The 23,890-nt window shown below is 58.7% G+C and carries 30 protein-coding genes and 1 tRNA gene; 17 read left to right on the top strand and 14 right to left on the bottom strand.

The annotated features are described in order from the left end of the window. Positions 1–117: 117 nt before the first annotated feature. Genes AGR13A_RS17730 through AGR13A_RS17695 form a run of 8 tightly spaced genes read left to right on the top strand, consistent with a single transcriptional unit; the run spans position 118 to position 4,228 of the window. Positions 118–795 (top strand): NlpC/P60 family protein, encoded by a 678-nt coding sequence (locus tag AGR13A_RS17730; protein ID WP_080838123.1) that lies wholly within the window; start codon positions 118–120, stop codon positions 793–795. 24 nt (positions 796–819) lie between these two features. Next, positions 820–1,149 (top strand): cell wall anchor protein, encoded by a 330-nt coding sequence (locus AGR13A_RS17725; protein ID WP_308400297.1) that lies wholly within the window; start codon positions 820–822, stop codon positions 1,147–1,149. Positions 1,150–1,153: 4 nt separating this feature from the next. Next, positions 1,154–1,642 (top strand): hypothetical protein, encoded by a 489-nt coding sequence (locus AGR13A_RS17720; protein ID WP_080838119.1) that lies wholly within the window; start codon positions 1,154–1,156, stop codon positions 1,640–1,642. 36 nt (positions 1,643–1,678) lie between these two features. Beyond that, on the top strand, positions 1,679–1,942 hold the full coding sequence (locus AGR13A_RS17715) for a hypothetical protein (protein WP_080838114.1): 264 nt from the start codon (positions 1,679–1,681) through the stop codon (positions 1,940–1,942). Continuing rightward, positions 1,939–2,127 carry a hypothetical protein gene (locus tag AGR13A_RS17710; protein WP_080838111.1) on the top strand — a complete coding sequence of 63 codons (189 nt, stop codon included), beginning with the start codon at positions 1,939–1,941 and terminating at the stop codon, positions 2,125–2,127. Before AGR13A_RS17715 ends, AGR13A_RS17710 begins: the two co-directional genes overlap by 4 nt. A gap of 35 nt (positions 2,128–2,162) precedes the next feature. Next, entirely contained in the window at positions 2,163–2,603 is a 441-nt protein-coding gene (locus tag AGR13A_RS17705; protein WP_139786088.1) for a hypothetical protein, read from the top strand. Positions 2,604–2,636: 33 nt separating this feature from the next. Next, positions 2,637–2,915 (top strand): hypothetical protein, encoded by a 279-nt coding sequence (locus tag AGR13A_RS17700; protein ID WP_080838105.1) that lies wholly within the window; start codon positions 2,637–2,639, stop codon positions 2,913–2,915. Further along, positions 2,912–4,228: an SGNH/GDSL hydrolase family protein gene (locus tag AGR13A_RS17695; RefSeq protein ID WP_139786087.1), complete on the top strand. Its 1,317-nt coding sequence runs from the start codon at positions 2,912–2,914 to the stop codon at positions 4,226–4,228. The genes AGR13A_RS17700 and AGR13A_RS17695 overlap by 4 nt, the downstream gene beginning before the upstream one ends. Positions 4,229–4,693: 465 nt before the next feature. On the opposite strand, the gene AGR13A_RS17690 is transcribed toward AGR13A_RS17695, so the two are convergent. From AGR13A_RS17690 to AGR13A_RS17675, 5 genes are all read right to left on the bottom strand, one after another. After that, positions 4,694–5,002: a hypothetical protein gene (locus AGR13A_RS17690; RefSeq protein ID WP_080838100.1), complete on the bottom strand. Its 309-nt coding sequence runs from the start codon at positions 5,000–5,002 to the stop codon at positions 4,694–4,696. Position 5,003: 1 nt separating this feature from the next. Beyond that, positions 5,004–5,243 (bottom strand): hypothetical protein, encoded by a 240-nt coding sequence (locus AGR13A_RS17685; protein ID WP_080838097.1) that lies wholly within the window; start codon positions 5,241–5,243, stop codon positions 5,004–5,006. Positions 5,244–5,273: 30 nt separating this feature from the next. Next, entirely contained in the window at positions 5,274–5,513 is a 240-nt protein-coding gene (locus AGR13A_RS17680) for a hypothetical protein (protein WP_080838093.1), read from the bottom strand. A 231-nt stretch (positions 5,514–5,744) separates the two neighbouring features. Continuing rightward, positions 5,745–5,841 (bottom strand) — tRNA-OTHER (locus AGR13A_RS25000). 311 nt (positions 5,842–6,152) lie between these two features. Next, positions 6,153–7,316: a M20 aminoacylase family protein gene (locus AGR13A_RS17675; RefSeq protein WP_080838090.1), complete on the bottom strand. Its 1,164-nt coding sequence runs from the start codon at positions 7,314–7,316 to the stop codon at positions 6,153–6,155. Positions 7,317–7,540: 224 nt separating this feature from the next. On the opposite strand from AGR13A_RS17675, the gene AGR13A_RS17670 reads away from it, so the two are divergent. Further along, positions 7,541–8,599 (top strand): D-alanyl-D-alanine carboxypeptidase family protein, encoded by a 1,059-nt coding sequence (locus AGR13A_RS17670; protein WP_167377632.1) that lies wholly within the window; start codon positions 7,541–7,543, stop codon positions 8,597–8,599. 194 nt (positions 8,600–8,793) lie between these two features. Then, on the top strand, positions 8,794–9,945 hold the full coding sequence (locus AGR13A_RS17665) for a CobW family GTP-binding protein (RefSeq protein WP_080838085.1): 1,152 nt from the start codon (positions 8,794–8,796) through the stop codon (positions 9,943–9,945). Between the two features lie 239 nt (positions 9,946–10,184). Here the strand turns inward: AGR13A_RS17665 and AGR13A_RS17660 are convergent, their stop codons facing one another. The 5 genes from AGR13A_RS17660 to AGR13A_RS17640 form a co-directional block, all read right to left on the bottom strand. After that, positions 10,185–10,421, bottom strand: coding sequence for a sulfurtransferase TusA family protein (locus tag AGR13A_RS17660; RefSeq protein WP_080838082.1), 237 nt, complete (start codon positions 10,419–10,421; stop codon positions 10,185–10,187). Next, positions 10,418–11,713, bottom strand: a complete 1,296-nt coding sequence (locus tag AGR13A_RS17655) for a L,D-transpeptidase family protein (protein WP_139786086.1) — start codon at positions 11,711–11,713, stop codon at positions 10,418–10,420. The genes AGR13A_RS17660 and AGR13A_RS17655 overlap by 4 nt, the downstream gene beginning before the upstream one ends. Before the next feature lie 191 nt (positions 11,714–11,904). Continuing rightward, entirely contained in the window at positions 11,905–12,858 is a 954-nt protein-coding gene (locus tag AGR13A_RS17650) for an acetyl-CoA carboxylase carboxyltransferase subunit alpha (protein WP_035222548.1), read from the bottom strand. A 62-nt stretch (positions 12,859–12,920) separates the two neighbouring features. Then, entirely contained in the window at positions 12,921–13,916 is a 996-nt protein-coding gene (gene xerD / locus AGR13A_RS17645; protein WP_080838078.1) for a site-specific tyrosine recombinase XerD, read from the bottom strand. Next, the gene (locus AGR13A_RS17640; RefSeq protein WP_035222550.1) at positions 13,913–14,086 is read right to left on the bottom strand and encodes a hypothetical protein; all 174 of its coding nucleotides are present in this window, start codon (positions 14,084–14,086) and stop codon (positions 13,913–13,915) included. The genes xerD and AGR13A_RS17640 overlap by 4 nt, the downstream gene beginning before the upstream one ends. A 189-nt stretch (positions 14,087–14,275) precedes the next feature. On the opposite strand from AGR13A_RS17640, the gene AGR13A_RS17635 reads away from it, so the two are divergent. Beyond that, a complete protein-coding gene (locus AGR13A_RS17635; protein ID WP_080838076.1) occupies positions 14,276–14,857 on the top strand; it encodes a shikimate kinase in 582 nt (193 codons plus the stop codon). Between the two features lie 5 nt (positions 14,858–14,862). After that, the gene (aroB, locus tag AGR13A_RS17630) at positions 14,863–15,996 is read left to right on the top strand and encodes a 3-dehydroquinate synthase (RefSeq protein WP_080838074.1); all 1,134 of its coding nucleotides are present in this window, start codon (positions 14,863–14,865) and stop codon (positions 15,994–15,996) included. 106 nt (positions 15,997–16,102) lie between these two features. On the opposite strand, the gene AGR13A_RS17625 is transcribed toward aroB, so the two are convergent. Then, the gene (locus tag AGR13A_RS17625; protein ID WP_080838071.1) at positions 16,103–16,384 is read right to left on the bottom strand and encodes a BolA family protein; all 282 of its coding nucleotides are present in this window, start codon (positions 16,382–16,384) and stop codon (positions 16,103–16,105) included. Between the two features lie 114 nt (positions 16,385–16,498). Between AGR13A_RS17625 and AGR13A_RS17620 the strand changes: the two genes are divergently transcribed. From AGR13A_RS17620 to AGR13A_RS17605, 4 genes are all read left to right on the top strand, one after another. Next, entirely contained in the window at positions 16,499–17,134 is a 636-nt protein-coding gene (locus AGR13A_RS17620; RefSeq protein WP_035222802.1) for a J domain-containing protein, read from the top strand. Positions 17,135–17,202: 68 nt separating this feature from the next. Continuing rightward, positions 17,203–18,192 carry a cobaltochelatase subunit CobS gene (gene cobS / locus AGR13A_RS17615; protein WP_003509875.1) on the top strand — a complete coding sequence of 330 codons (990 nt, stop codon included), beginning with the start codon at positions 17,203–17,205 and terminating at the stop codon, positions 18,190–18,192. A gap of 107 nt (positions 18,193–18,299) precedes the next feature. Beyond that, positions 18,300–20,204, top strand: a complete 1,905-nt coding sequence (cobT, locus tag AGR13A_RS17610) for a cobaltochelatase subunit CobT (RefSeq protein ID WP_035222557.1) — start codon at positions 18,300–18,302, stop codon at positions 20,202–20,204. Continuing rightward, positions 20,194–21,219, top strand: coding sequence for an esterase-like activity of phytase family protein (locus AGR13A_RS17605; RefSeq protein ID WP_080838068.1), 1,026 nt, complete (start codon positions 20,194–20,196; stop codon positions 21,217–21,219). Before cobT ends, AGR13A_RS17605 begins: the two co-directional genes overlap by 11 nt. Positions 21,220–21,221: 2 nt before the next feature. On the opposite strand, the gene AGR13A_RS17600 is transcribed toward AGR13A_RS17605, so the two are convergent. From AGR13A_RS17600 to rpmB, 3 genes are all read right to left on the bottom strand, one after another. Next, positions 21,222–21,560, bottom strand: coding sequence for a pentapeptide repeat-containing protein (locus tag AGR13A_RS17600; protein ID WP_003497474.1), 339 nt, complete (start codon positions 21,558–21,560; stop codon positions 21,222–21,224). A 90-nt stretch (positions 21,561–21,650) separates the two neighbouring features. Continuing rightward, positions 21,651–22,295 (bottom strand): queuosine precursor transporter, encoded by a 645-nt coding sequence (locus AGR13A_RS17595; RefSeq protein WP_003497472.1) that lies wholly within the window; start codon positions 22,293–22,295, stop codon positions 21,651–21,653. Positions 22,296–22,452: 157 nt separating this feature from the next. Then, the gene (rpmB, locus tag AGR13A_RS17590) at positions 22,453–22,743 is read right to left on the bottom strand and encodes a 50S ribosomal protein L28 (RefSeq protein ID WP_003509888.1); all 291 of its coding nucleotides are present in this window, start codon (positions 22,741–22,743) and stop codon (positions 22,453–22,455) included. A gap of 252 nt (positions 22,744–22,995) precedes the next feature. On the opposite strand from rpmB, the gene AGR13A_RS17585 reads away from it, so the two are divergent. Then, positions 22,996–23,769, top strand: coding sequence for a DUF3108 domain-containing protein (locus AGR13A_RS17585; protein ID WP_080838066.1), 774 nt, complete (start codon positions 22,996–22,998; stop codon positions 23,767–23,769). Positions 23,770–23,890 lie beyond the last annotated feature (121 nt).

Below are 23,890 nucleotides of genomic sequence, written 5' to 3'. Positions count from 1 at the left end.
GGGGGGTCGCCAGCCCAATGCGGTAAACAAGAAACAGCGTGAATGCAATCACAACTTGCTGTGTCAACTGGCCAGCAGCGTAACCAAGTACCTGTAACCCACAATTAGGAGAACAAGATGGCGACTGTACGCGAGGTACAGCAGCGCTTGATTTCGCTCGGCTATGATGTCGGGCCGTCTGGCGCTGATGGCATTCCCGGCCGTAGCACGACGAAGGCCGTGACGCGGTTCCAGGAGGATAAGAAGCTCTCGATCCTCTATCCCGGCACGATCGGTACGAAGACGCTCGTTGCGCTCGGGTTGAACGACAATAGGCCGATGGTGCCGCCTTGGGTGACGGAAGCGCGCCGTTTCCTCGGCCTGCATGAGGCGAAGAACGCCAAGGTACTAGACAAGGCCCTACGCCTTGATGCGAGTGAAATAGCCTGGTGCGGCGCATTCGTCGGCATGGTCATTGCCACGGCGCTGCCGAAAGAGCCCATGCCGGCGAACCCGCTCGGCTCTCGCAATTGGCTGAAATTCGGCAAGCCGCTGGATGAACCGCAGATCGGCGCCATCGCCGTCTTCTGGCGTGGTTCAAAGGACGGTTGGCAAGGTCACGTCGGTATCGTCGTCGGCCACGACAAGACGCACCTGCATATCCTTGGTGGCAATCAGTCCGATTCGGTCAGCATCGCCCGCATCGCGAAAACTCGACTGCTCGGCTACCGCTGGGCGGTGACCTATCAGGATGCGCCTTATGCCGCCCTGCCGATGACTACGATTTCGGCCAGCGTCACGACCAACGAAGCTTAACCCCTCCATAAAAGGAAACACTCGATGATCAAGTCTCTGCTTTTCGCGGCAGTGGCGGCCTTTGCGCTGTCTTCCTGCTCGTCCACAACCGGATCGATCGACACTGCAATTCAGAAAAATCTCCCGCAGATTTGCGCCACGGCGGCGACTGCCCACAGCGCGTTCGTGATAGTCGCAAGCACCGGCAACCTGAAACAGTCGACGGTCACCAAGGAATCTGCGGCGTGGGCTGCTTTGGATGTGATCTGCAAAGATCCCTCGTCCGTCACCGCGGCTACGGCGTTGGTTAAAGCGGCCGAGGCATATGCGGTGATCACAAACGCCTTACGTGATGCAAAACGGGCGGAGGGTTGAGCCGATGCGGATCATCAATATCTTCGCCATAGCACTCGCTATTGTCTCTATTGGCTCCTTCATCCTTTGGCCGGCTTTTGCCCAGGAGACAGGGCCAGTAATCGCACCTTCTTCTATCTGGTACGATCTCTGGACCATCGTGCAGCCGGTCGTCGTCTTGCTGGTGTCCACGGTCGGTCCGGCGCTCGTCACGTGGCTGAGCGTTCGGCTTATCGCACTGCTCAATATCTCCGACGAAAAGCAGCGGGTTGAAATCGAGACGCGATTGAGGTTGGCGTTGCATGAATCGGCAATCAATGCGCTGAAATATGCCATCACGAGAACCGGGCTGCCTCTGGCCGTCGGTAACGTTCCCGGCCAGGTTCTGGATGCCGCCGTTGAATATGTGGCGCAAAAGAACCCCGAGACTCTGGAAAGGCTTGGCGTCGATCTATCCGGTCTTCAGGACATTATCATGTCCAAGGTTCCCGAGGTGGCGAAGGCGGTCAACTGATCGCCTCTGCCTGTCACATTCACGAGGGGCAGGGGAATGGAACTGTCGAACGAGATCGGCGGCTGGTTTCTGCAGCATGGGCCTTTTGGCGGCTTCGCCCTGCTCATGGTGATTTTCTACATCTATGAGCGGATCGGCCGTGCGAAGGATCGCGATGCGGCTGATGCCCGTATAAAGGAGCTTCAGGACGAGCATATCGAGACGCTGAAGACGCTCGCACCGCTCGTCCAGAAATTCACCGACACGATGGATACGGTTCTACCGGTCATGGTGTCGAACGGAAACAGGAGGGGCGAATGAGGCTGCTTTCCTGGTGGCGCTTGCCGAAGGTCCAGACCTTACCAGATCCGGAAATCGAAAGAGAGAAACGTGACCGCAAAGCCGATCTGGCGCAAGCGGTCGTTACATTCGAACGCCGGCGCGATCGCGTGCAGCGTATCGCGGAGGAAACAGTGGTCAGCATGCAGAAAGGCAGCCGGCGATGAGACGACTTAAAACGAGTGTGGCGGCGTGGTCCGCCGTGATTGCCGTAACCCTGTTCTGGTTTGCCAACATGTTCGTCTCGGCCGATTACATGACCGAGATTTCCTCAAGCCTCGTCCTGGGTGTTGCGTTTGCAGTTCTGGTCCGCTGGTTCCGCGATGCCGCACAAGCGATGCGTTACGGTCGCGCCGGCGCCGACTTCCTGATTGTTGCCGTGTTTTCGATCGTCGGCATCATCTTCTTCCAGCGGGTCTGGGTGATGCTGCTTCGATACCATGAGCGACCGGACTGGATGGTCAACTCTCCGATCAGCGCTTTCGTGGCATGGATGATGGCTTGGTCCTGCACCTTGGCGCTGGTCGCGCCAGACATTGATAACGGACACATTCCACCACGGAGCCGCATTCTGATTGGTTTTGCTCTCTTCGTGGCCGGTATGGTCTCCGGCGGCAGCATCATGTTGGCGCTCAAACCCTGATCTTTTTCAATCGAAAACTTTGCAGAGGGCAAAATGACGAACACGTTTCGCGTGGCTGGCGCCACGAATTACCAGCTCGTTGCTGACGGCGCGAACTATGGGCTAGTAGGCATCCAGGTGGTTACGGTCTACCCTGTTTCTATCTTCATCGGCACGGCGGCGCCTGCCAACGACACCGAAGACTTTGTTTCGATGACGCCTGACGGGACGCGTGAAATTGTCGTCAATCTTGCGGCTACGGATAAGGTATATATTCGGACCGGCAAGGTGACGGATGTTGCCATCCGGGGTTTTCGCGAGAGCCGCACATGAGCGGATTTTCGCTTGGATTTGGCCTGCCTCTCGGAATGGCTGGTAAGGCGAAGCCGAACCCCGGTGCTATGCCTCTCTTGAAGGCAGCTTCAATTGCCGCGGCTGGTGCTAATCCAGTCGAGTTGCCCGATCTCGCATCGCCGCCAACGGTGACATTCAATGCGTCCACCGACGCAAGTTTGGTTGTCGTCGCTCCGACCGTCAACGCTAATCCGCTGATCTATAAATCGAGCGGCAAACGATTTAGCGCATTCAGCGATCAATGGCTCACCATGGCGCACCTGAGTGTTGCTCCCCGCTCGGATGGCAATATTAAGGTTATCAACACGGGGCGCGAACCTACGTCGCCCACAGTTCCCGCCAATGGTTATGACCAGGGCAACAACTGGAATATCCGCTTCAAGGCGACAGGTTTGCAGGTCTTCGAGTTTTCATATCCGCAGAATGCCACAAACGCGCCTGTTCGCATCATCGTGGACGGTCGTTACATTGCGCGAGACGGTCATGCTGTGAATGGCGTTTCGACGTCTAGAGTGAAGGTGACATTTGCGACGGCGGCAACGCGGGAAATCGAGATCGAGATCGGCACGAGCCATACCTTCGCAGCCTTGAAGGTGAACGCGGGCGCAACATTGATTGAGCCAACTCGACGCCCCAAGGCTGTTGTTGTCGGAACGAGCTTTGAAGAAGCTCTTCTGATCGGAAACTATACGGCAGGCACTTGGACAAAGGATGCAGCCGGCGTTGCCCGTTACGCCCCGTGGGATAGCCATTTTGCCACGTTCTGCAAATTGAACGGCTACGATTCCAGAAACTCGGCTCTGGGCGGTACGGGTTATAGCGCAACGGCTGGCGCTCGGAACATTCTCGGGCAGATGGATTATTGGATCGCGGATGATACCTATGATCTGATTGTCTTTGGCGGCCCGTATAATGACAAAGACCTGAACCAAACAACGATGCGAACCAACGCCCGCGCGGCATGGGAAAAGGCTCGGCTCAATCAGCCGAATGCCATCATTCTTGTTCACGGTTGTTGTGGCGGTGCTGGTGTGACCAACGACGCCAGCAGTACCATCACAGCGGAAGCAAACCTGAAAGCCGAGTTTGACGCTTGGATCGCAGCGGGTGAGAAGAAGGCCTATTTCATCCCCGTCAGCCCGAATTACGCCAACGCCCTGATCAAAAACACCAACTATCAGGACTGGATATCCTCCGACACCACACACCCATACCGAGGTGATGCTACGCATGGGCATGTCGGGCTTGGCTATTATTTCAACACGAAATGGCGCGCGCTGATTGGTGCCTGACATCCATCCTCGACCTTTCGTGCGACAGAGTGCGGCTGGACACTCTCCTAAAAAGCATGATGCTTCCGCATAAAGCTTGCGTGTCCAGCCAATCCTTAAGCTATTGGTATTCCTTAAAATCCACAGCCCGCCTCCGGGCACCATCTTTTTAAGCCGCTCAGTTAGCGCTGGTCGGCTTTTGCCGTTGTTGTGCTAATCGAGCCGCGAGCACTTCTCTACGTCGCAGCCGTTCCAAATGCATTTGCTTTTGGGCGGGCGAGTCTCGCGGCGAATGATCAGGGCTTAAGTGAGCTTGTCCCAACTCGTGGCAATACTGGCAACGCCAACGCCTGTTGATGTAGCTTTGTTCGGGCGGCAGCTTTTCCAGATCGACTTCGACGGCGCGATTGCATGGGGTACAATAGGCTCTAACGGTGTAGCAATCGGCCCACAAATAACCGTAGGTGCCGGGCTTTGGTTCATAAGTCATGGCCAGTCCCTTTTCGCACGCGCCAGCACAAAACTGTTTTTCTCGCTATTGCCGCAGCCAAGGCACCGCAAGAGCGGTTCCATGGATATGATCGGCCGAAATTTTCCATAACGACGCTGTAGTGCCCATCTGTCGAGCATGCCGGCGCGTTTGCAGCGCCAGCACCGCGCGCCGACGACGTACCATTGCGGCAAATCGGCCAAGGTTGCGGAATGGTCCCGCTCCGGCACAAATATGCCAGTTGGTTTTGGCGGCATATTGTCATTAATGCCGCCGGTCAGATCGATGCCGCGACGATGGCGCATGTCAATCCCGCTCGGCGCTCGGCTTCCATCCGCGTGTATATCCCCGGCCCATGGCTACGGTGGCGATGGACAGTTGGTTTTGCAGATGGTGAATTTCGTCCAGCAGCGTTTCCACGGCAGCAACAGCGTCGCCGTCATGGCACTGGATGACATAAGCCGCGATATCGTCCGGCATTTTGATCGTGTTTGGGCGCACGTTTCCAATCTCCTGTTTCAGAGCAGCAAAGAATTTCCCTGTCATGAAAAGGCGCGCCCCCGCGCCGGGTTGAAATCAGTCTGGCATCAAGTCGGCAATCTGCCCATGCGAGACCAGCAGGCGAGCGTTCGCCATATTGCCGCTTTCCTCATCCACGGTCACCGAATATGCCGCAACGCCGATATGGCGAGGGGCCATCGCAGCCGCCATTTTCTCGGCCGATGCTTGGCTGGTTGCGGGTCGCATGTCGCCTGGCACAATGCCGCCACGCCCCTTTTTAAACTGCACTATGATGATTTTTTCAGCGTCGGCCATGTCTCTCACTCTCTACTTTGTTCTACAAATGTTCTCATTTCGAGAAAGAGTCAATATGCCTTCGTTCAGCTTGTGGCTTATGCGCGATGCTCAAAAGGTGAGGGGTTCGCGTCGGGTTTCACAATAAAATCAATAGCCATAGGAGGCTATATGGTGAGGGTTCTTAGTCTGTTATGAAATTGAAAAATCCCTTTAATTACAAGCAATTAGAGGGATTTTTATGTTATATTTTGGTGTCCACGAGAGGATTCGAACCTCCGACCCCAGGATTCATACCACTTCGGCTTTCGCAGCCGTCCCGTCGTCATCGGACAGGACGTTCGTGGTCTGGACTGTCCCTTCACCATGGGCCATCAGGCCTTTAGGTGCTACCCATCCAGTCTCTACACCTTCACCGGATTTCTCCGGAGCTTGGCTCGGGATTGGCATGCTGGAAGACCAGCGAAGCTTTCCCCGACTTTGAGCAGATCGATTGCGTCGTTTCCGGGCGCAACCCCCAATTTGCTTAGGAATCCTGTGCTCTATCCTGCTGAGCTACGTGGACACTGAATTGCTCTTTAACCTGACGGTGCCTGCGGATCAACCGCGTTCTTCATCGCGGTCGATCTCTTCCTCGGCTTTCTTCGCGTTGTCCGGCAATCAGCTCGTCAGGCGCTGTTCGGCCAGTTTTACCCAGTAGGAAATGCCGTAAGCGATGGCGTCGTCGTTGAAATCATAGCCGGGATTGTGAAGCCCGGCCGAATCGCCATTGCCGATGAAGATGAAGCAGCCCGGTCTCTCCTTCAGCATGAAGGAGAAATCCTCTCCTGCCATGGAAGGATCGACATCGGGATCGACATTCGGTTCGCCCGCCACATCGCGCGCCACATGGATGGCGTGGTCGGTCTCGGCGGCGTGGTTGAAGGTCACCGGGCAATAACGCTCATAGACGACTTCCGCTTCTGCGCCGTTGGCAAGGGCAATACCTTCAGCCATTTGCTTGATACGATCCTGCGCCAGATCGCGCACCGTTTCATCCAGGCTGCGCACCGTGCCAGCGATCAATGCCTCGTTGGGGATGATGTTGTGGCTGGAACCGGCGTGAAAACGGGTGACGGAGACGACGACCGAACGGATCGGATCGGCGTTGCGCGAGGCGATCATCTGCAGGTTGCCGACGATCTGCGCGCCGATGGTGATCGGGTCGATGGTGCGGTGCGGCTGTGCCGCGTGGCCGCCACGGCCCTTGACGGTAATCGAGAACTTGTCGGGTGCGGCCATGATGCCGCCCTTGCGGATGGCGAAGGCGCCAAGCGGAATGCCCGGCATGTTGTGCATGCCATAGACCTCGTTAATGCCGAAACGCTCCATCAGGCCGTCCTCGACCATGGCGAGCGCGCCCGCGCCGCCTTCTTCCGCCGGCTGGAAGATGACCGCGATGGAGCCGGCAAAGTTGCGGGTCTCGGCAAGATATTTGGCAGCGCCAAGCAGCATGGCGGTGTGACCGTCATGGCCGCAGGCATGCATCGCACCTGCCGTCTTGGAGGCCCAGGGCTTGCCGGTTTCCTCGAAGATGGGAAGAGCATCCATGTCCGCCCGAAAGCCGATGGTGCGGTTACCCGGAAGATTGCCCCTGATGATGCCGACAACACCCGTGCGGCCAAGTCCGGTCACGATTTCGTCAACGCCGAAAGATTTCAGCTTCTCCGCAACGAAGGCCGCGGTGTTGTCGACATCATACAAAATCTCCGGGTTTTCATGCAGGTGACGCCGCCATTCGCTGACTTCCTGCTGGAGTTCGGCGGCTCTGTTTAAAATCGGCATTCATTCATTCCTGGGTTCATCGGTGCGGCATGTCGTAAAATCCTATCCTCCGTGGTGGATAGTGCGCCGCATAATTGACGTAATCAATGTACTTTGCCATTGCTAGGACATATATGGTGAATATTGCCATTCCCCGACCGAAGACGGGAATTCGAGGACAAGCCTTGCCACAGATATTTAAATCGCCAAACGCCGCCCGGCGGCTCTCCGCAGCCGTTGCCATCATGACTGCAGGCATTGTTGCCGCAGCACCCGTGGCGAATGCCAATCCGAAAATGGTGGTGGATGTCAAAACCGGCAAGGTGATTTCCCATCAGGAAGCGTTCCGCAAGTGGTATCCCGCCTCGCTGACCAAGCTGATGACCGCCTATATCGCCTTTTCGCAGATGAAAGCCGGCAAGATCAGCCCGCAGACGGAAGTGGTGATGAGCAAGAAGGCCGCCGACCAACCGGCCTCGAAAATGTATTTCAAGCCCGGTCAGAAACTGACCATGGACAGCGCGCTGAAGCTGCTGCTGATCAAATCCGCCAATGACATCGCCGTGGCGATTGCCGAGACCATCGGCGGCACCAGCGACAATTTCGTGGCGCAGATGAATGCACAGGCGCAGCGGCTGGGCATGAGCTCCACCCGTTACGTCAACCCCAACGGCCTGCCCGGCAAGGGGCAATATACGACGGCGCGCGACCTTGCGCTGCTGGCGCTGATAATCAAGCGTGAGTTCCCGGAATATGCCGATTATTTCTCGCTGGAGGGCGTTACAACCGGCAAGAAGAATTACGCCAACTTCAACATGCTGGTCGGCCGTTTCGATGGCGCCGATGGCATGAAGACCGGTTTCATCTGTGCCTCCGGTTTCAACCAGGTGTCATCCGCCGTGCGTAACGGCCGCTCGGTCATCACCGTCGTTCTGGGGGCGGACAGCCTGGCCGGGCGAACCGACCAGTCGGCCGATCTGCTGCAGATGGGGTTGACCGCGCCGTCTGGCCAGGGCGTTTCGCTAGCGTCGCTGGCGCCTTATGGCGATACCGGTGATGTGAACGATGTCAGCGCTGAAATCTGCAATCCGAAGGCCGCCAAGGTGCGCAGCGAAAGCCGCGACGAAACTGGCCGCATGGTCATCCATTCTCCCTACGTCACGGAAATGACCCGCCCGCCGGAATATTCTTTCGCCGGCCTTATTCCTGGCAGCGAGACCGTGGCGGTCAATACCACCAAGGGTGCCACGGCCAAGGGCGAACTTGCCAATGTGCCGATCCCGATTCCTCGCCCAACATTTTGATCGTCGGGGCCGCCCTCTTCAATGAATGAGGGCGGACGCGCTTTGCGGATTGGGTATTCGCAGGTCCGATCTGTTATGATATTACAATGTCGCTCGCAGCTTCCGGCTCCGGGCGATTTTTGTTTTATCGTGCGGTTCCGGGTCGACGATCGTCCGACGATCTATCGGAGCGGCCCTCAACATACAGGCAAGGCATGTTTCGCGATCGTATACCGGTTTCCATCATCACCGGATTTCTCGGCGCCGGAAAATCGACGCTTCTCAACCGGCTTCTCAAGGATCCGGAGATGAACGACGCCGCGATCATCATCAATGAGTTCGGCGATGTCAGTATCGATCACCTGCTGGTGGAGAGCGCCGGCGAGGGCATCATCGAGCTGGCGGAAGGCTGCCTCTGCTGCACGGTGCGCGGTGAGCTGGTGGACACGCTGGCGGAACTGATGGATGGCATACAGACTGGCAAGCTGAAGGCGGTGAAGCGGGTGGTGATTGAAACCACCGGTCTTGCCGACCCCGCTCCGGTCATGCAATCGATCATGGGCAACCCGGTCATCGCGCAGAATTTTGTCCTGAACGGCATGATTACGGTGGTGGATGCCGTGAACGGCCTTTCCACGCTCGACAATCATCAGGAAGCAGTGAAACAGGCCGCCGTGGCTGACCGTCTGGTGATGACCAAGCGCGCCCTTGCCGATGCCGCCACGATTTCCACGCTGACAGCCCGTCTGCAAGCGCTCAATCCGCGTGCGACAATCGAGGACGGTGACAAAACCGAGTGGAGCGCTGCGGGGCTTCTCGACAACGGCCTTTACGATGCCGGCAGCAAGAATGCTGATGTCGGCCGCTGGCTGGGCGAAGAGGCGGCACACGATCACCATGACCATGATCACGGTCACGACCATGGCCATCACCACCATCATCATGGTGATCACGACGACCATCACCATCATCACGATGTGAACCGGCACGACGCCTCTATCCGTTCCTTTTCGATCATTCACGATCAGCCGATCAGTCCGATGGCGATCGACATGTTCGTGGATCTGCTGCGCTCTGCGCATGGGGAGAAGCTCCTGCGCATGAAGGCCATCGTCAAGCTGTCGGATAATCCGGCCCGACCGCTGGTGCTGCACGGGGTGCAGAATATTTTCCACACGCCTGAGCGTCTTGCAGCCTGGCCGGACCCGGCTGATCAGCGCACGCGCATGGTGCTGATTACCAAGGATTTGCCGGAGGCCTTCGTGCAGGACCTGTTCGCGGCCTTCACAAGCGCACCGGGCATCGACCGGCCGGACAGGCAGGCGATGACGGATAATCCGCTGGCGGTTTCGGGGTTGCGGTTTTAGGGCGTGTCGTGATGGTCTAGGTCGGTGGGTGTGGTTCACCCCCCTCTGTCCTGCCGGACATCTCCCCCTCAAGGGGGGAGATCGACAAGCGGCTTGCTCCGAACATCTATGGAAACAGCAACCCGAAGTGGAGAGCCTGTAAAAAAAACGAGCAGTGGCCACAACTGATCTCCCCCTTGAGGGGGAGATGCCCGGCAGGGCAGAGGGGGTAAGCCCGGAGCGTCAGCGTTGGACGTCGGTTACCCGCCCTTCACAATCCGAAACCGATGCCCCTTATCCAGCGCAGTGGTTTCCACCAGCCTATGCCCATCCTCATTGCACATATGCGCAATATCGATCACCGCCAGCGGATCGGTCGTCTCGACAGTCAGGATATCGCCTGCTTTCAGACTTGCGAGTTTCTTGCGGCTTCTCAAAACCGGAAGGGGGCATTTAAGCCCCCTCAAATCATAAACGATCTCGGCCGTGTCGCTCATTCCTTGGCCCAGAACTTCCAGAACGGCTTCTTCTCCGGCGCTTCGGGTGCAGGCGCTGCGGAATAGGCAAGCGGGTTCATGGCCGGAATCGGAACGCTCTGGGCGGCAGCGCCAGTCTGACCGGCTGCTGCGGGAGCGGCCGAGGCAACCATCGTCGGCGCTGCAGGCGCCGGGTTCGATTGCGGTGCCGCGGGCTGCGCCGCCGAAGGGCGCGGGCCGCGCAGGGAAGAGGCGGTTGCGGTCGTGGCCGGAGAGGACGACGTTACCTGCTGCGCCTTCTTCTCCATCAGCGCGGCATATTCCGTTTCCTTCATCAGCTTGCCGGCCTTCAGCGCCGAGCCGGTCGGGGCATAGGCGGGCTCGCGACCCTTGCGCTTTTCGGCGACCAGCGCCTTGCGCTCCGCTTCGCTCGGATCGTACCAGGCCATGCCGTCATATTTCGACATCGCCTTTTCATAGGCGAGATCATAGGTCTTCTCGTAGCTCGAAAGCGCACTGACGAGCGCCGGCGGTGTGCTCATGGCCGGGCATTGGGCGGAGGCGTTGAAGCTGCCGCCTTCCGTCTGCTGGTTGAAGACGTATTTCTTCTCGCAGACATTCACTTCCGGCGGGCGCTTGGTGACTTCGAAATTGTCGTAACCGACCTTCAGCATCTTCCAGAATTCGAGATGCTCGCTCTGGCGATGGCGGGCCATGTTCTCCGCCGTCATGCGGAACGGGAAGGCCTGCAACTGCACGGTCTTCTGGCCGCCCTTGAAGGCGTCACGGGCAAAACCGTAGATTTCAAGAATCTGCGCATCCGTCATCGAATAACAGCCTGACGATGAGCAGGCGCCATGGATCATCAGATTGGTGCCGTTGCGGCCATTGGCGGCATCGTAGCGGTTCGGGAAGCCGGTATTGATGGCGAGATAATATTTCGAGTTTGGATTGAGATGCGCGGGCGTCAGGTTGTAGAAACCTTCCGGCGCCTGCCGGTCGCCTTCCTTCACCTTGGGCCCGAGTTTGCCGGACCATGCGCAAATCTCGTAACCGGCGATCTTCTCGAAACGGTTGTCGCGCCTGGCTTTCCAGATTTCCAAGGCACCTTCTTCCTTGAAGATGCGGATCATGATCGGCGAGGTGCGGTCCATGCCCCTTTTGTCGATCTCGGCCAGAATGGACGGAGACAGCGGGTAATCGACCTTGTTCTTGACGTGGGAAACGTCGCGTTCCACGGTTTCGAGCGTATCGTTGCAGCCGGTAAGAATGAGCGCGGTGCAGGCGAGAAGGGCAAAATGTGTCAAACGCATGATCTGATCCGAAAGACGATGGCACGAAGCGGCGCAAGTTCTACACCAGCACGTGTGTATTTTAAATACGGTATTAACCGTTTACATCTTCTTAACTCAAATCGGACCCGCCCCGCGGCCGCCGATACATCTTTTGATGTGACCGGACTATGGCCGAGTTGGGGCGATATTCAAGGAAAATAAGGCCGGCGTTAGAGATTCCGGCCAATATCCAGAAACTTCTGGCGGCGTTCAGCGCGCAGCTGTGTGCCGGAACGCTGGGAGAGATCGGCCAGCGCCTTGGCGATGACATCGCCGGTCGCACCGATCACGGTTTCCGGTGCACGGTGTGCGCCGCCGATCGGTTCGGGAATGATCCCGTCGATAACGCCAAGCGATTTCAGATCTTCCGAGGTGATCTTCATATTGGTTGCAGCTTCCTTGGCGCGGGTCGAATCGCGCCAGAGAATGGAGGCTGCACCTTCCGGCGAGATCACCGAATAGATCGCATGTTCGAGCATGTAGACGCGGTTGCCGGTGGCAATCGCGATGGCGCCGCCCGAACCACCTTCGCCGATGACGACGGAGACGATCGGCACCTTGACGTTGAGGCACATTTCCGTTGAACGGGCGATGGCTTCGGCTTGGCCGCGCTCTTCCGCGCCGACGCCGGGATAGGCGCCTGCCGTGTCGATGAGGGTTATGACCGGCAGCGAGAAACGGTCAGCCAGTTCCAGCACGCGGATCGCCTTGCGGTAACCTTCCGGGCGCGGGCTGCCGAAATTGTGCTTCAGGCGGCTTTTGGTGTCGTTGCCCTTTTCCTGGCCGATGATGGCGACGGGCTGACCGTTGAAGCGGGCAAGGCCCGCCTGAATAGCCGCGTCCTCGGAAAATTTGCGGTCGCCGGCAAGCGGCGTGAAATCGGTGAACAACGCCTTGGCGTAATCGACGAAATGCGGGCGCTGCGGATGGCGCGCGACCTGCGTTTTCTGCCAGGCGTTCAGCTTGGAATAGATGTCCTGCATCGCATCGTTGACGCGCGATTCCAGGCGGTTGATCTCCTCCGAGGTGTCTATGCTCTCGTCTTCATCGGCAAGCTTCTTCAGCTCGATGATCTTGCCTTCAAGGTCCGAGATAGGTTTTTCGAAGTCGAGATAATTGTGCATGAGATCCGTTTCCGATCGTTTTGCGCAAGGTTTGACCGGATTATCCGGCGGTTCCGGTCGCTCTAATCAAGGTTTTTGCCCTGTTTGGCAAGGGGGTGATGTGTTTGTACCAGCTCTTGCAGGCGTTCTTCCAGCACATGTGTATAGATTTGTGTCGTGGAAATGTCGGAATGGCCCAGCAGTTCCTGCACGGCGCGCAAGTCAGCGCCGTTCTGCAAAAGGTGGCTGGCAAAGGCATGACGCAGGACGTGCGGTGATACCGCAGATGGGGTCAGACCCGCACGAATGGCAATATCCTTGAGGTCGCGGGCAAAGACCTGGCGGGGCAGGTGACCTTCCTTGCTGTTCGAAGGAAACAGCCATGGGCTCTCTTGTGCCTCAGGTTTTTTCTGCGAAGCGGCCGCCCTGCTTTTCTCCGGCGCGAGCGCCTTTCTGGCAGCCTCGTATTTTTCCATCGCCTCGATGGCGGCGCGGGAAAGAAGAACCATGCGGTCCTTGTTGCCTTTGCCGCGGATCATCAGGAAGCGGCCTTCCTGACGCAGCACCTTGACCGGCAGCGAGACGAGTTCGCTGACACGCATGCCGGTGGCATAAAGAAGCTCGAGCAGCAGATGCATGCGGATGCGGGCAAGCTGGCCGGGACCGGATGTGGCGGCTTCCTGCGCGGCAAGGGCAAGAAGCCTGTTCACATCGTCGACGCTCATTGTTTTCGGCAGGGTGAGGCCCTTTTTCGGGGCGTCGATGATGCCGGTCGGGTCGTCGCTGCGCAGCCCTTCCGAATAGAGAAAACGATAGAATTGCCGCATGGAAGACAGGCGTCTTGCCTGTGAAGTGGCGGCAAAGCCCTGAGCGGAAAGATGGGTGAGATAAGCGGAAAGGTCCGGGGTGCCCGCTTCCGTCAAAGACTGGCCGCGCTGGCCGAGAAATTCGCGCAGATCGGAAAGATCGTGCTCATAGGAAGAGAGTGTGTTTGTGGCGGCGCCGCGCTCGGCGCTCATCATTTCCAGAAAGCTCTCCAGCCGCGCGCCATCGCGCCCTCCTGCCGCCTGAGCGTTCATGGGGTGCGCCTGGCCGGCTCAGCCGCCGGTGGGTTCAGCCGCTCGGAAGGAATGCGCACGGTCACTTCGCGGTCGCGCGGCTGAACGAACATGACAAGCAGCACCATGCCGCCATAGACCAGCCCCGCAATGGTCGCCAGTATCATCGTGAAGCGGAAGAGGGTGGGCATGGCGGCTCCGTGAAGGTGGCGATCGAAACTTATATGCGGTGCGGCGATAGCGGCAGCAAGATCAAAAAGCCGACGTCTACTCCGCGCCGCATGCGGCGTTGATTGTGATTCAACGCAATTCAGTCAGCAATTTGGCTTGACGCTTCGTAAACATTTGCAGATATCCATGCCAAACGGGCTTTCAAATTTATGAATGAAACGAATTTATCCGTCCCGGCCACACTCGGGGAACAAGCGCGGGCAAAGCTCGGACGGCGCAACATCGTCTTTGTCGGGCTGATGGGGGCTGGAAAATCCGCGATAGGCCGAATGGTCGCCCAGCAGCTCAAGGTCTCCTTCATCGATACGGATGTCGAAATCGAGCGGGTTTCGCGCATGACGATAGCCGAGCTTTTCGCCACTTATGGCGAGGAGGAATTCCGGGCGCTGGAAACACGGGTCATCAAGCGGCTGCTGCGCGGCGGCCCCAAGGTCATCTCCACCGGCGGCGGCGCCTTCATCAACGACAATACCCGTCGGCACATCACGCGCGGTGGTATTTCGCTGTGGCTGAAGGCCGATCTCGAGGTGCTCTGGGAAAGGGTCAACAAGCGCGACCACCGCCCGCTTCTCAAGACCGAAAACCCCAAGGCCACGCTCGCGGCCCTGATGGAGAAGCGCTATCCGATCTATGCCGAAGCGGATCTGACCATCGAATCCCGCGATGTCCGCAAGGAAATCATCGTGACAGAAGTGCTGGCCGCCATAGCCGGCATCGAACAGAAAGACTGATCCCCATGACGCCTTCCGAAATCCACGCCGATGAACGTCTCGTCCATGTGCCGCTCGGCGAGCGCGCCTATGACATTCTGATCGGGCCGGGCCTGATCGGCCGGGCGGGCGGCGAGATTTCGGCGCGGCTGAAGGGCCGGCGCGCGGCCATCATCACCGATGAACATGTCGCGCCGCTTTACCTCGAAGGCTTGATGGATGGCCTGCAGACGGATGGCATCGAGGCCGTCTCGCTGACCCTGCCGGCCGGCGAAAAGACCAAGAGCTTCGAACATCTGGTCACCGTCTGCGATGCGGTTCTGGCAGCAAGGGTGGAGCGTAACGATGCGGTGATCGCGCTCGGCGGCGGCGTGATCGGCGATCTCGCCGGTTTTGCAGCGGGCATCGTGCGCCGGGGCGTGCGCTTCGTGCAGATACCGACCTCGCTTCTGGCGCAGGTCGATTCCTCCGTCGGCGGCAAGACCGGCATAAACAGCCGCCATGGCAAGAACCTCATCGGCGTTTTCCACCAGCCCGATCTGGTGCTGGCGGATACGGCGGTGCTCGATACGCTGAGCCCGCGTGAATTCCGCGCCGGTTATGCCGAAGTGGTCAAATACGGATTGATCGACAAGCCGGATTTCTTCTTCTGGCTGGAAAAGAACTGGGATGACATCCGCACCGGCGGACCCGCCCGCATCCAGGCGATTGCGACCAGCTGCCAGGCGAAAGCCGATGTGGTGGTGGCCGACGAGAAGGAAAACGGCGTGCGCGCCCTTTTGAACCTCGGCCATACATTCGGCCATGCGCTGGAGGCGGCGACCAATTACGATAGCAAGCGGCTGGTGCATGGCGAAGGCGTCGCCATCGGCATGGTGCTGGCGCACCAGTTCTCCGCCCGCCTCAACCTTGCAAGCCCTGATGATGCCGCTCGCGTTGAAGCGCATCTGAAGGCCGTCGGCCTGCCGACGACGATGAAGGATATTCCCGGCGAGTTGCCGCCGGTCGAAACGCTGATGACGGCAATCGCGCAGGACAAGAAGGTCAAGGGCGGCAAGCTCACCTTCATCCTCACCCACGGTATCGGCCAGTCTTTTGTGGCTGATGATGTGGCGGCGTCCGAGGTGCAGTCCTTCCTGTCGGAAAAGCATCCGGGGTAAGATTTTGAGCGATACGGTGAGGGCGCCCCTCATCGCCTCGCTTCGCTCCGGCACTTCTCCCCGCCGGGGTGGCCCGAAGGGCCGGATGAGGCGGCTTGCTCGAGGTTTAAAACCGCACCGTTTCCCCCGGCGCCGCCGCCTCTATCGCCAGCGCATGCAGGCCGGCATCGAGTTCCGGCTTCAAAAGCGCGTTGATCGCCCGGTGGCGCTCGACGCGAGACTTGCCGGAAAAGCTTTCCGACACTATCTGAACACGCATATGCGTCTCGCCCGTTCCGGTTATGTCAGGCTGGTGGCCCGCATGCATCTGGCTTTCATCGACGACCCTCAGGCGCTCCGGTGAAAAGCTCTCCCGAAGCTTGGTTTCTATGCGTTCTCGCAGGGACATGCGACGGGCTCCATTCTCGTTGGCTGGTCTTGAAGGGGGCTACCTAAAAGCCTGTAACATTCCGTTTTGTCAATTCTTGTTGTGCGGCTTTTCGCACCCCATAATCAGGGCATCATGAAACTGGATTCGAAATATTTCGACCGCATCCGCACGCGCCGGAAAAGGGAGAGGGAACCTGAGGTTCAGGCCCCCACCTGCCAGTGGGACGGATGCGACAAGCCGGGCGTTCACCGCGCACCCGTCGGCCGCAATGCCGAGGGGCAATTCTTCCTGTTCTGTTTTGAGCACGTGAAGGAATACAACAAAGGCTATAATTATTTCTCGGGCCTGTCCGACGGCGAGATCGCCCGTTACCAGAAAGAGGCGATCACCGGCCATCGCCCCACCTGGACGGTGGGCGTCAACAAGACGGCGCGCGACAGCCCTTTGCACTCCACACTTCGATCCGGCACGGCGAGCGGCAATGCCCGCATTCGCGATCCCTTCGGCTTCGCCGGCGGCTTTGCGGGTGGCGCAAGGGCAGGCGGACAGCGCATGCAGCAGGACCGCAAATTGAAGACGCTGGAGGCGAAAGCCTTCGATACGCTCGGTCTTGCCGCCAGTGCGAAGCAGGAAGAGATAAAAAGGCGCTATAAGGAGCTTGTCAAAAAGCACCATCCTGATGCTAATGGTGGCGATCGTGGTTCGGAAGAACGTTTTCGGGCTGTTGTTCAAGCATATCAATTGTTAAAGCAGTCAGGTTTCTGCTAAGCCAACTTACGTGTTTACCGCCTGATTGATGATGTGGCCGGGTGGCTGCCGCCCGCCTTGGAGACGTGATGAGCAAAATCGACCTTGATATTTCCAACCTGCCCGACACAACGGTGTCTGTACGGGAGGTTTTCGGCATTGATACGGATCTGCGGGTTCCCGCCTATTCCCAGGGCGACGCCTATGTGCCTGACCTTGATCCCGACTATCTTTTTGATCGCGACACGACGCTTGCGATCCTTGCCGGTTTTGCTCACAACCGACGTGTCATGGTCTCCGGTTTCCACGGCACGGGTAAATCCACCCATATCGAGCAGGTGGCTGCCCGCCTGAACTGGCCCTGCGTGCGCGTCAACCTCGACAGCCATGTCAGCCGTATCGACCTCGTCGGCAAGGACGCCATCGTTCTGAAGGACGGCAAGCAGGTTACCGAATTCAAGGACGGCATTCTGCCCTGGGCCTACCAGCACAATGTCGCGCTCGTCTTCGATGAATATGATGCCGGCCGCCCGGACGTGATGTTCGTCATCCAGCGCGTGCTGGAATCGTCCGGTCGCCTGACGTTGCTCGACCAGAGCCGCGTCATCCGTCCTCACCCGGCCTTCCGCATTTTTGCGACCGCCAACACGGTCGGCCTCGGTGATACGACCGGCCTTTACCACGGCACGCAGCAGATCAACCAGGCGCAGATGGACCGCTGGTCCATCGTCACCACGCTGAACTACCTGCCGCATGAGCAGGAAGTGAACATCATTGCCGCCAAGGTGAAGAGCCTCGATAATCCGAAGGGCCGCGAAACCGTCTCCAAGATGGTGCGTGTTGCTGATCTGACCCGTTCGGCCTTCGTCAACGGCGACCTTTCCACGGTCATGAGCCCGCGTACCGTCATCACCTGGGCGGAAAATGCGGAAATCTTCGGCGATCTCGCCTTTGCCTTCCGCGTGACCTTCCTCAACAAGTGCGACGAACTGGAGCGCACGCTGGTGGCCGAGCAATATCAGCGGGCTTTCGGCGTCGAGCTGAAGGAAAGCGCTGCGAACATCGTTCTCAGCGCCTGATAGTCCCCGGCTCGTCCGGGGAAGATCACCCATGACTTGAAGACGCCGGTGGGGCGCGCGATGTTCTGATCGCGTGCCGCAGGCGCCGACAAATGACAGGAAAGACAATGGCAGCGCGCGGCGACAATTCCAGAGCGAAACCGGGTACGGCGGTCGATACGGAACCGTTGCGTCAGGCGATTGCCGGATGCGTGCGATCCGTTGCGGGTGATGCCGAAGTCGAGGTCGTCTTCGCCAATGAGCGGCCGGGTCTTGCCGGCGAGCGCATGCGACTGCCGGAAATTTCCAAGAAGCCCACTCAACAGGAAATCGCCATCACGCGTGGCCTCGGCGATTCCATGGCGCTGCGCCTTGCCTGCCATGATGCGGATACCCATGCGGTAATGTCGCCGCAGGGCGCCGAAGCGCGGCTGATCTTCGATGCGGTGGAACAGGCTCGCGTGGAATCCATCGGCGCGCTGCGCATGCCGGGCATGGCCTCCAATATCCAGGCCATGAACACGGAAAAATACGCCAAGGCCAATTTCGCCGGTATCAACAACAAGGATGATGCGCCGCTTGCAGAAGCCGTTGCGCTTTTGGTGCGCGAGAAGCTGACGGGTGAGAAGCCGCCGGAAAGCGCCGGCAAGGTTGTCGATCTGTGGCGCGATTTCATCGAGGACAAGGCCGCTGGCGACCTCAAGGATCTCTCCAGCGTCATCACCGACCAGAAGGCGTTTTCGCGGCTGGTGCGCAAGATGCTGACCTCCATGCAGATGGCGGAGGATTTCGGCGACGAGGATAACGAGCCTGACAGCCAGGAAGCGGAATCCAACGAGGACCAGCCGCGCACCAACGAGACCGAAGAAGAACAGGTCGAGGAAGAGGCTGGCTCCGACGCGACTCCCGCCGATGAAAATGAGGCGTCGCAGGAGGAAATGGAAGAAGGCGAGATGGACGGCGCCGAGATGTCGGACGAGGAAATGTCCGACGATCTCGACGAGGATTCCGAGACGCCCGGTGAAACCCGCCGTCCCAACAGCCCCTTCGACGATTTCAACGAGAAGGTCGATTACCGCATCTTCACCCAGGAATTCGACGAGGAAATCCACGCCGAGGAACTGTGCGACGAGGCCGAGCTGGACCGTCTGCGCGCTTTCCTCGACAAGCAGCTCGCTCATCTTCAGGGCGCTGTCGGGCGTCTGGCGAACCGGTTGCAGCGCCGCTTGATGGCGCAGCAGAACCGTTCCTGGGACTTCGATCTGGAAGAGGGCTATCTCGATCCGGCCCGCCTCGTCAGGCTCATTATCGACCCGATGCAGCCGCTTTCCTTCAAGAAGGAACGCGACACCAAGTTCCGTGATACCGTGGTTTCGCTCGTCATCGACAATTCCGGTTCGATGCGCGGCCGTCCGATCACGGTTGCTGCCACCTGCGCCGATATTCTGGCGCGCACGCTGGAGCGCTCGGGCGTGAAGGTGGAGATTCTGGGCTTCACCACCAAGGCCTGGAAGGGCGGGCAGTCGCGCGAACAGTGGCTCGCCAATGGCAAGCCTGCGTCGCCCGGCCGTCTCAATGATCTGCGCCACATCATCTACAAGTCTGCGGATGCTCCATGGCGGCGTTCGCGGCGCAATCTCGGCCTGATGATGCGCGAAGGCCTGCTGAAGGAAAATATCGACGGCGAGGCGCTGATGTGGGCGCATAACCGCCTGATCGGCCGCCCCGAGCAGCGCAAGATCATGATGATGATCTCCGACGGTGCGCCGGTGGACGATTCGACCCTGTCGGTTAATCCGGGTAACTATCTGGAACGGCACCTGCGCGCCGTCATCGAGCAGATTGAAACGCGCTCGCCGGTGGAATTGCTGGCAATCGGTATCGGCCACGACGTGACGCGTTATTATCGCCGTGCCGTAACCATCGTGGATGCGGACGAGCTGGCTGGCGCAATGACCGAGCAGCTCGCGGCGCTCTTCGAGGATACGAGCAGTGCTTCCGGTTCGTCCCGCAGGGTTCGCCGTGCGGGATAAGCGGAGCCGGGCTTCCTTCTCCTGCAAATCTCTGGTCGTTGCCACAGCTCTGGCGGTCGGGTCGCTTGTTCCGGTTCCGATTGGCGCCTCCACCATCGATGTGCCGGTGAGCGTTCGCCAGCTGTCCGGCTTTGAGGTCGGCACCAGCGCAAAACGTTTCGGCAAGCTGGAATTCATTGGCGGCATGGTGATGAGCGCGCCGGAAAAGCTGTTCGGCGCTATGTCCTCCATCCGCTTCCGCCCTGACGGGGAGGAATTCGTTTCCGTGCTGGATACCGGCCACTGGCTGACGGGCAGGGTCACACGCGATGCGGCCGGTGCTTTGTCCGGGCTGGAGGACGTCCGCATCACGGCCATGCTGGATGCTGGCGGCCGCGAACCGACCCGCAAGATGGAGGTGGATGCCGAAGGGCTGGCGCTGCGCGACGGCAAGGTGTTTGTCAGCTACGAGCAGCGGCACAGGATCGACATCTATCCCGATCCGGGCTTCGAAACAGCAAAGCCGCTTGGTCGCCTGCCGCATCTCATTCCCAATAACGAGTTGCGCCATAATGGCGGCATGGAGGCTTTGGCGGTGTCACCGGCCGATTCGCCACTTGCCGGAGCTCTTGTGGTGGTGGCTGAAAAAAGCATCGACACGGATGGCAATCTTCTTGCCGCCATATTGGAAGGCCCTTTGAAGGGCACATTCGCCGTTACCCATCACCCCTCATTCGATGTGACCGATGGCGCTTTCCTGCCCAATGGCGACCTGCTGCTTCTTGAGCGCCGCTTCAACTTCGCCGAAGGTGTGGGCATGCGCATCCGCCGCATCCGTGGTGCCGATATCAGGCCGGGCGCGGTGGTGGATGGCGAAATCCTCATGGAAGCGGGCATGGCCTACCAGATCGACAATATGGAAGGCATGGATGTGGTGAAGGGGCCGGACGGCTCCACACGTCTCATCATCGTTTCCGATGACAATCACTCGTTCCTCCAGCGCAACCTGATGTTGGAATTCAAGCTGGTGGAGTAGAATCAGGCCTGCTGCTGCTGTGCCGCCTTGTAGGCAGCCATTAGGTCCTCGACGGCAATGCCGTCGATCTTCATGCCGGTCATCCGGCATGACGTTATCTGCGCACCGGACAGGTTTGAGTTGCTCAGTTTCAGACCGGAAAAATTGACGTCATCGATCGACCAGCCGGACATGTTGTTATCCGTGAAAGACGCACCTGATAGGTTGATATTATTGAAGCTCGCCCCGGAAAGATTGACATTGTCAAAGACCGTGCCGGAAAGATTGACGTCGTTGAAGGTTGAGCCTGAAAGCGTGGCGCTGGCAGCCTCCACGATGTCAATAACGTCCTTGATCTGCATGTCGACCCGCCTCCGCGCTGTGTCACGGACCGCAGACTGCAATGCTGACGGCTGGTTTGCAAGCGTGATTTGATCCACGCTTGCCCGGTCTCAAACGCGGCTCGATTTGACGGCGCCCGGCATCGGCTTCAGCGTGTTCATCAGCGCACCGTAAGGCAGGAGCATGACGAGGCCGACGAGAACCTTCACCGACAGATCGCCAAGCGCCCAGGATATCCAGCGCGGTGCCTCCATGGTGAAGACGCCGAGGATGGGCGCGTTTTCGATGGCGAAGGCATCGTTGGGGCCGACAAAGGAGAAACTTGCGGCAAAGGCAATGGAGAAGAATAGGGCCGTATCCAGCACCGAACCCAGCATGGAGCCGGCAAGCGGCGCATGCCACCAGCGCTGGCGGCGCAGGCGGTTGAAAACGGAAATATCCAGCAGCTGGCCGATCAGATAGGCGGTGCCGGAGGCGACCGCGATGCGTGGGATCGATGTCCAGAAGGATAGCGTGACACCAACGACGAAGCCGGCCAGCACGACGCGGCGCGCGATGGACGGGCCGAACTGGCGATTGGTCAGGTCCGTGACGAGGAAGGCGATCGGATAGGTGAAAGCGCCCCAGGTCAGAAGGTCGCCGAGATTGACGCCCAGCAGCGACCCTGAAAGCGGATATTGCACCAGAATATTGGACGCGACGACCACCAGTGTCATCAGCAGCACATAGATAAGCGTAAAGCGCAGATAGGGCATTTTTTTATCCTGGGTGATGCCACCAGTTAGAGCCAAACATCGGGCCGAAAAGCCTTAACCGGTTTTCGGAAAATCCAATGCAACCGAGAACAAACAAAAGGCTTGAGCGGCAAAAGCCATTCAAGCCCTCTGAATATCGATGATGTCGAAACCGCTATTAAGCAGCTTCGGCCGTCTTCTTGGCGATCTGGCGGCGCAGGAGACGAGCGCGCATGCTCAGTTCGTTTTCGCCGGACTTCAGAAGGAAAGCATCGAGGCCGCCACGGTGTTCAACGGAGCGCAGAGCTGCTGCGGAAACACGCAGGCGGAAGCGCTGGCCGAGAGCATCGGAGATCAACGTGACCTGGCAGAGGTTCGGAAGGAACCGGCGCTTGGTCTTGTTGTTGGCGTGGCTGACGTTGTTGCCCGTCTGGACGCCCTTGCCGGTCAATTCGCATACACGGGACATGGGTACACCTATTTCGTTTCGTCTGTTTCACCACTGGCTCGCCACCGGCAAAACCGGGGTGGCAATCCAACTGGCCATGATTGGAAAGTTGCGGTTCTATAGTCAGACGAGACTTAACAGTCAAGCCGCTCGCGAGCAAATGAAAGGAAATTCCGGCGTTTTCAACCGTCGTCCGCTTTTTTATTGCCACAAGTCGGCGTATATCATCGCCAGATAAGGCCGCTTCCGCGCCTCTTTTAAGGTGATATCAGAATGATTGCCAGAGGAAAAAGCATTTTCGTGGCCGCGACAATGGCGTTAACGGGCGTTTCCCCCTCGCTCGCCGCCGAAGCGCGCCACACAAGCGAATACAGCATCAATCTCGGTATTCTGCCGATTGCCCGGGCGAGTTTTTCGACTCGCATGGATGGACCGAATTATTCGATCTCCGGTTCCTTCAGCGCCGCCGGCCTTGCCAGCATCCTCAAGGATATTTCCGGCAAGACGACCGTTTCCGGCGCCAAGCGCGGCCACCGGCTGCAGGCCAACGAATATTCGCTGGTCTACAAGGACGGCAAGCGGGTACGGACCTATGACGTTGTCTATCGCAACGGCAATGTCACATCGACAACGGTAAAACCTGAGCCGAAGGCCCGGCCGGACAATTGGGTTGACGTAAAGGATCGCGATCTGCGCTCGGTTCTCGACCCTATTTCCGGTTTGATCATTCCCTCCGGTGGCCGTATCTGCCCGACCCGCCTGCCAATCTATGACGGCGAATCGCGGCTGGATCTGGTTTTGAGTTCCAGTGGTACCAAGCCCTTCAAGACCAACGGTTTTAGTGGTGATGCCATCGTCTGCAAAGCGCGTTACGTGCCAAAGTCGGGTTACCGGCAGGGGCGCAAGGATATCGAATATCTGAAATCCATCTCGATGGAAATCTGGTTCGCCAAGTCGAACAATATGGATGTTTATGCGCCGGTCTACGCCGTCATTCCGACGCGGGTGGGGCAGGTCTACATCACAGCGACGAAATACGGCGGCTGACCAAAGCTGACGGTGGCGTAAGAAAAGCAGACGTTGCGGCGTATTTCTTCTCCCCGCCGGGGAGAAGGCGGCCCGAAGGGCCGGATGAGGGGGCACGTTGCCGGATATCTCGACCGTTGCC

It is taken from the genome of Agrobacterium genomosp. 13 str. CFBP 6927, from assembly GCA_900012615.1.
Classification (GTDB): Bacteria; Pseudomonadota; Alphaproteobacteria; order Rhizobiales; family Rhizobiaceae; genus Agrobacterium.
The sequence above is the reverse complement of the archived record's forward strand: the minus strand, read 5'-3'. Positions and strand labels throughout refer to the sequence as shown.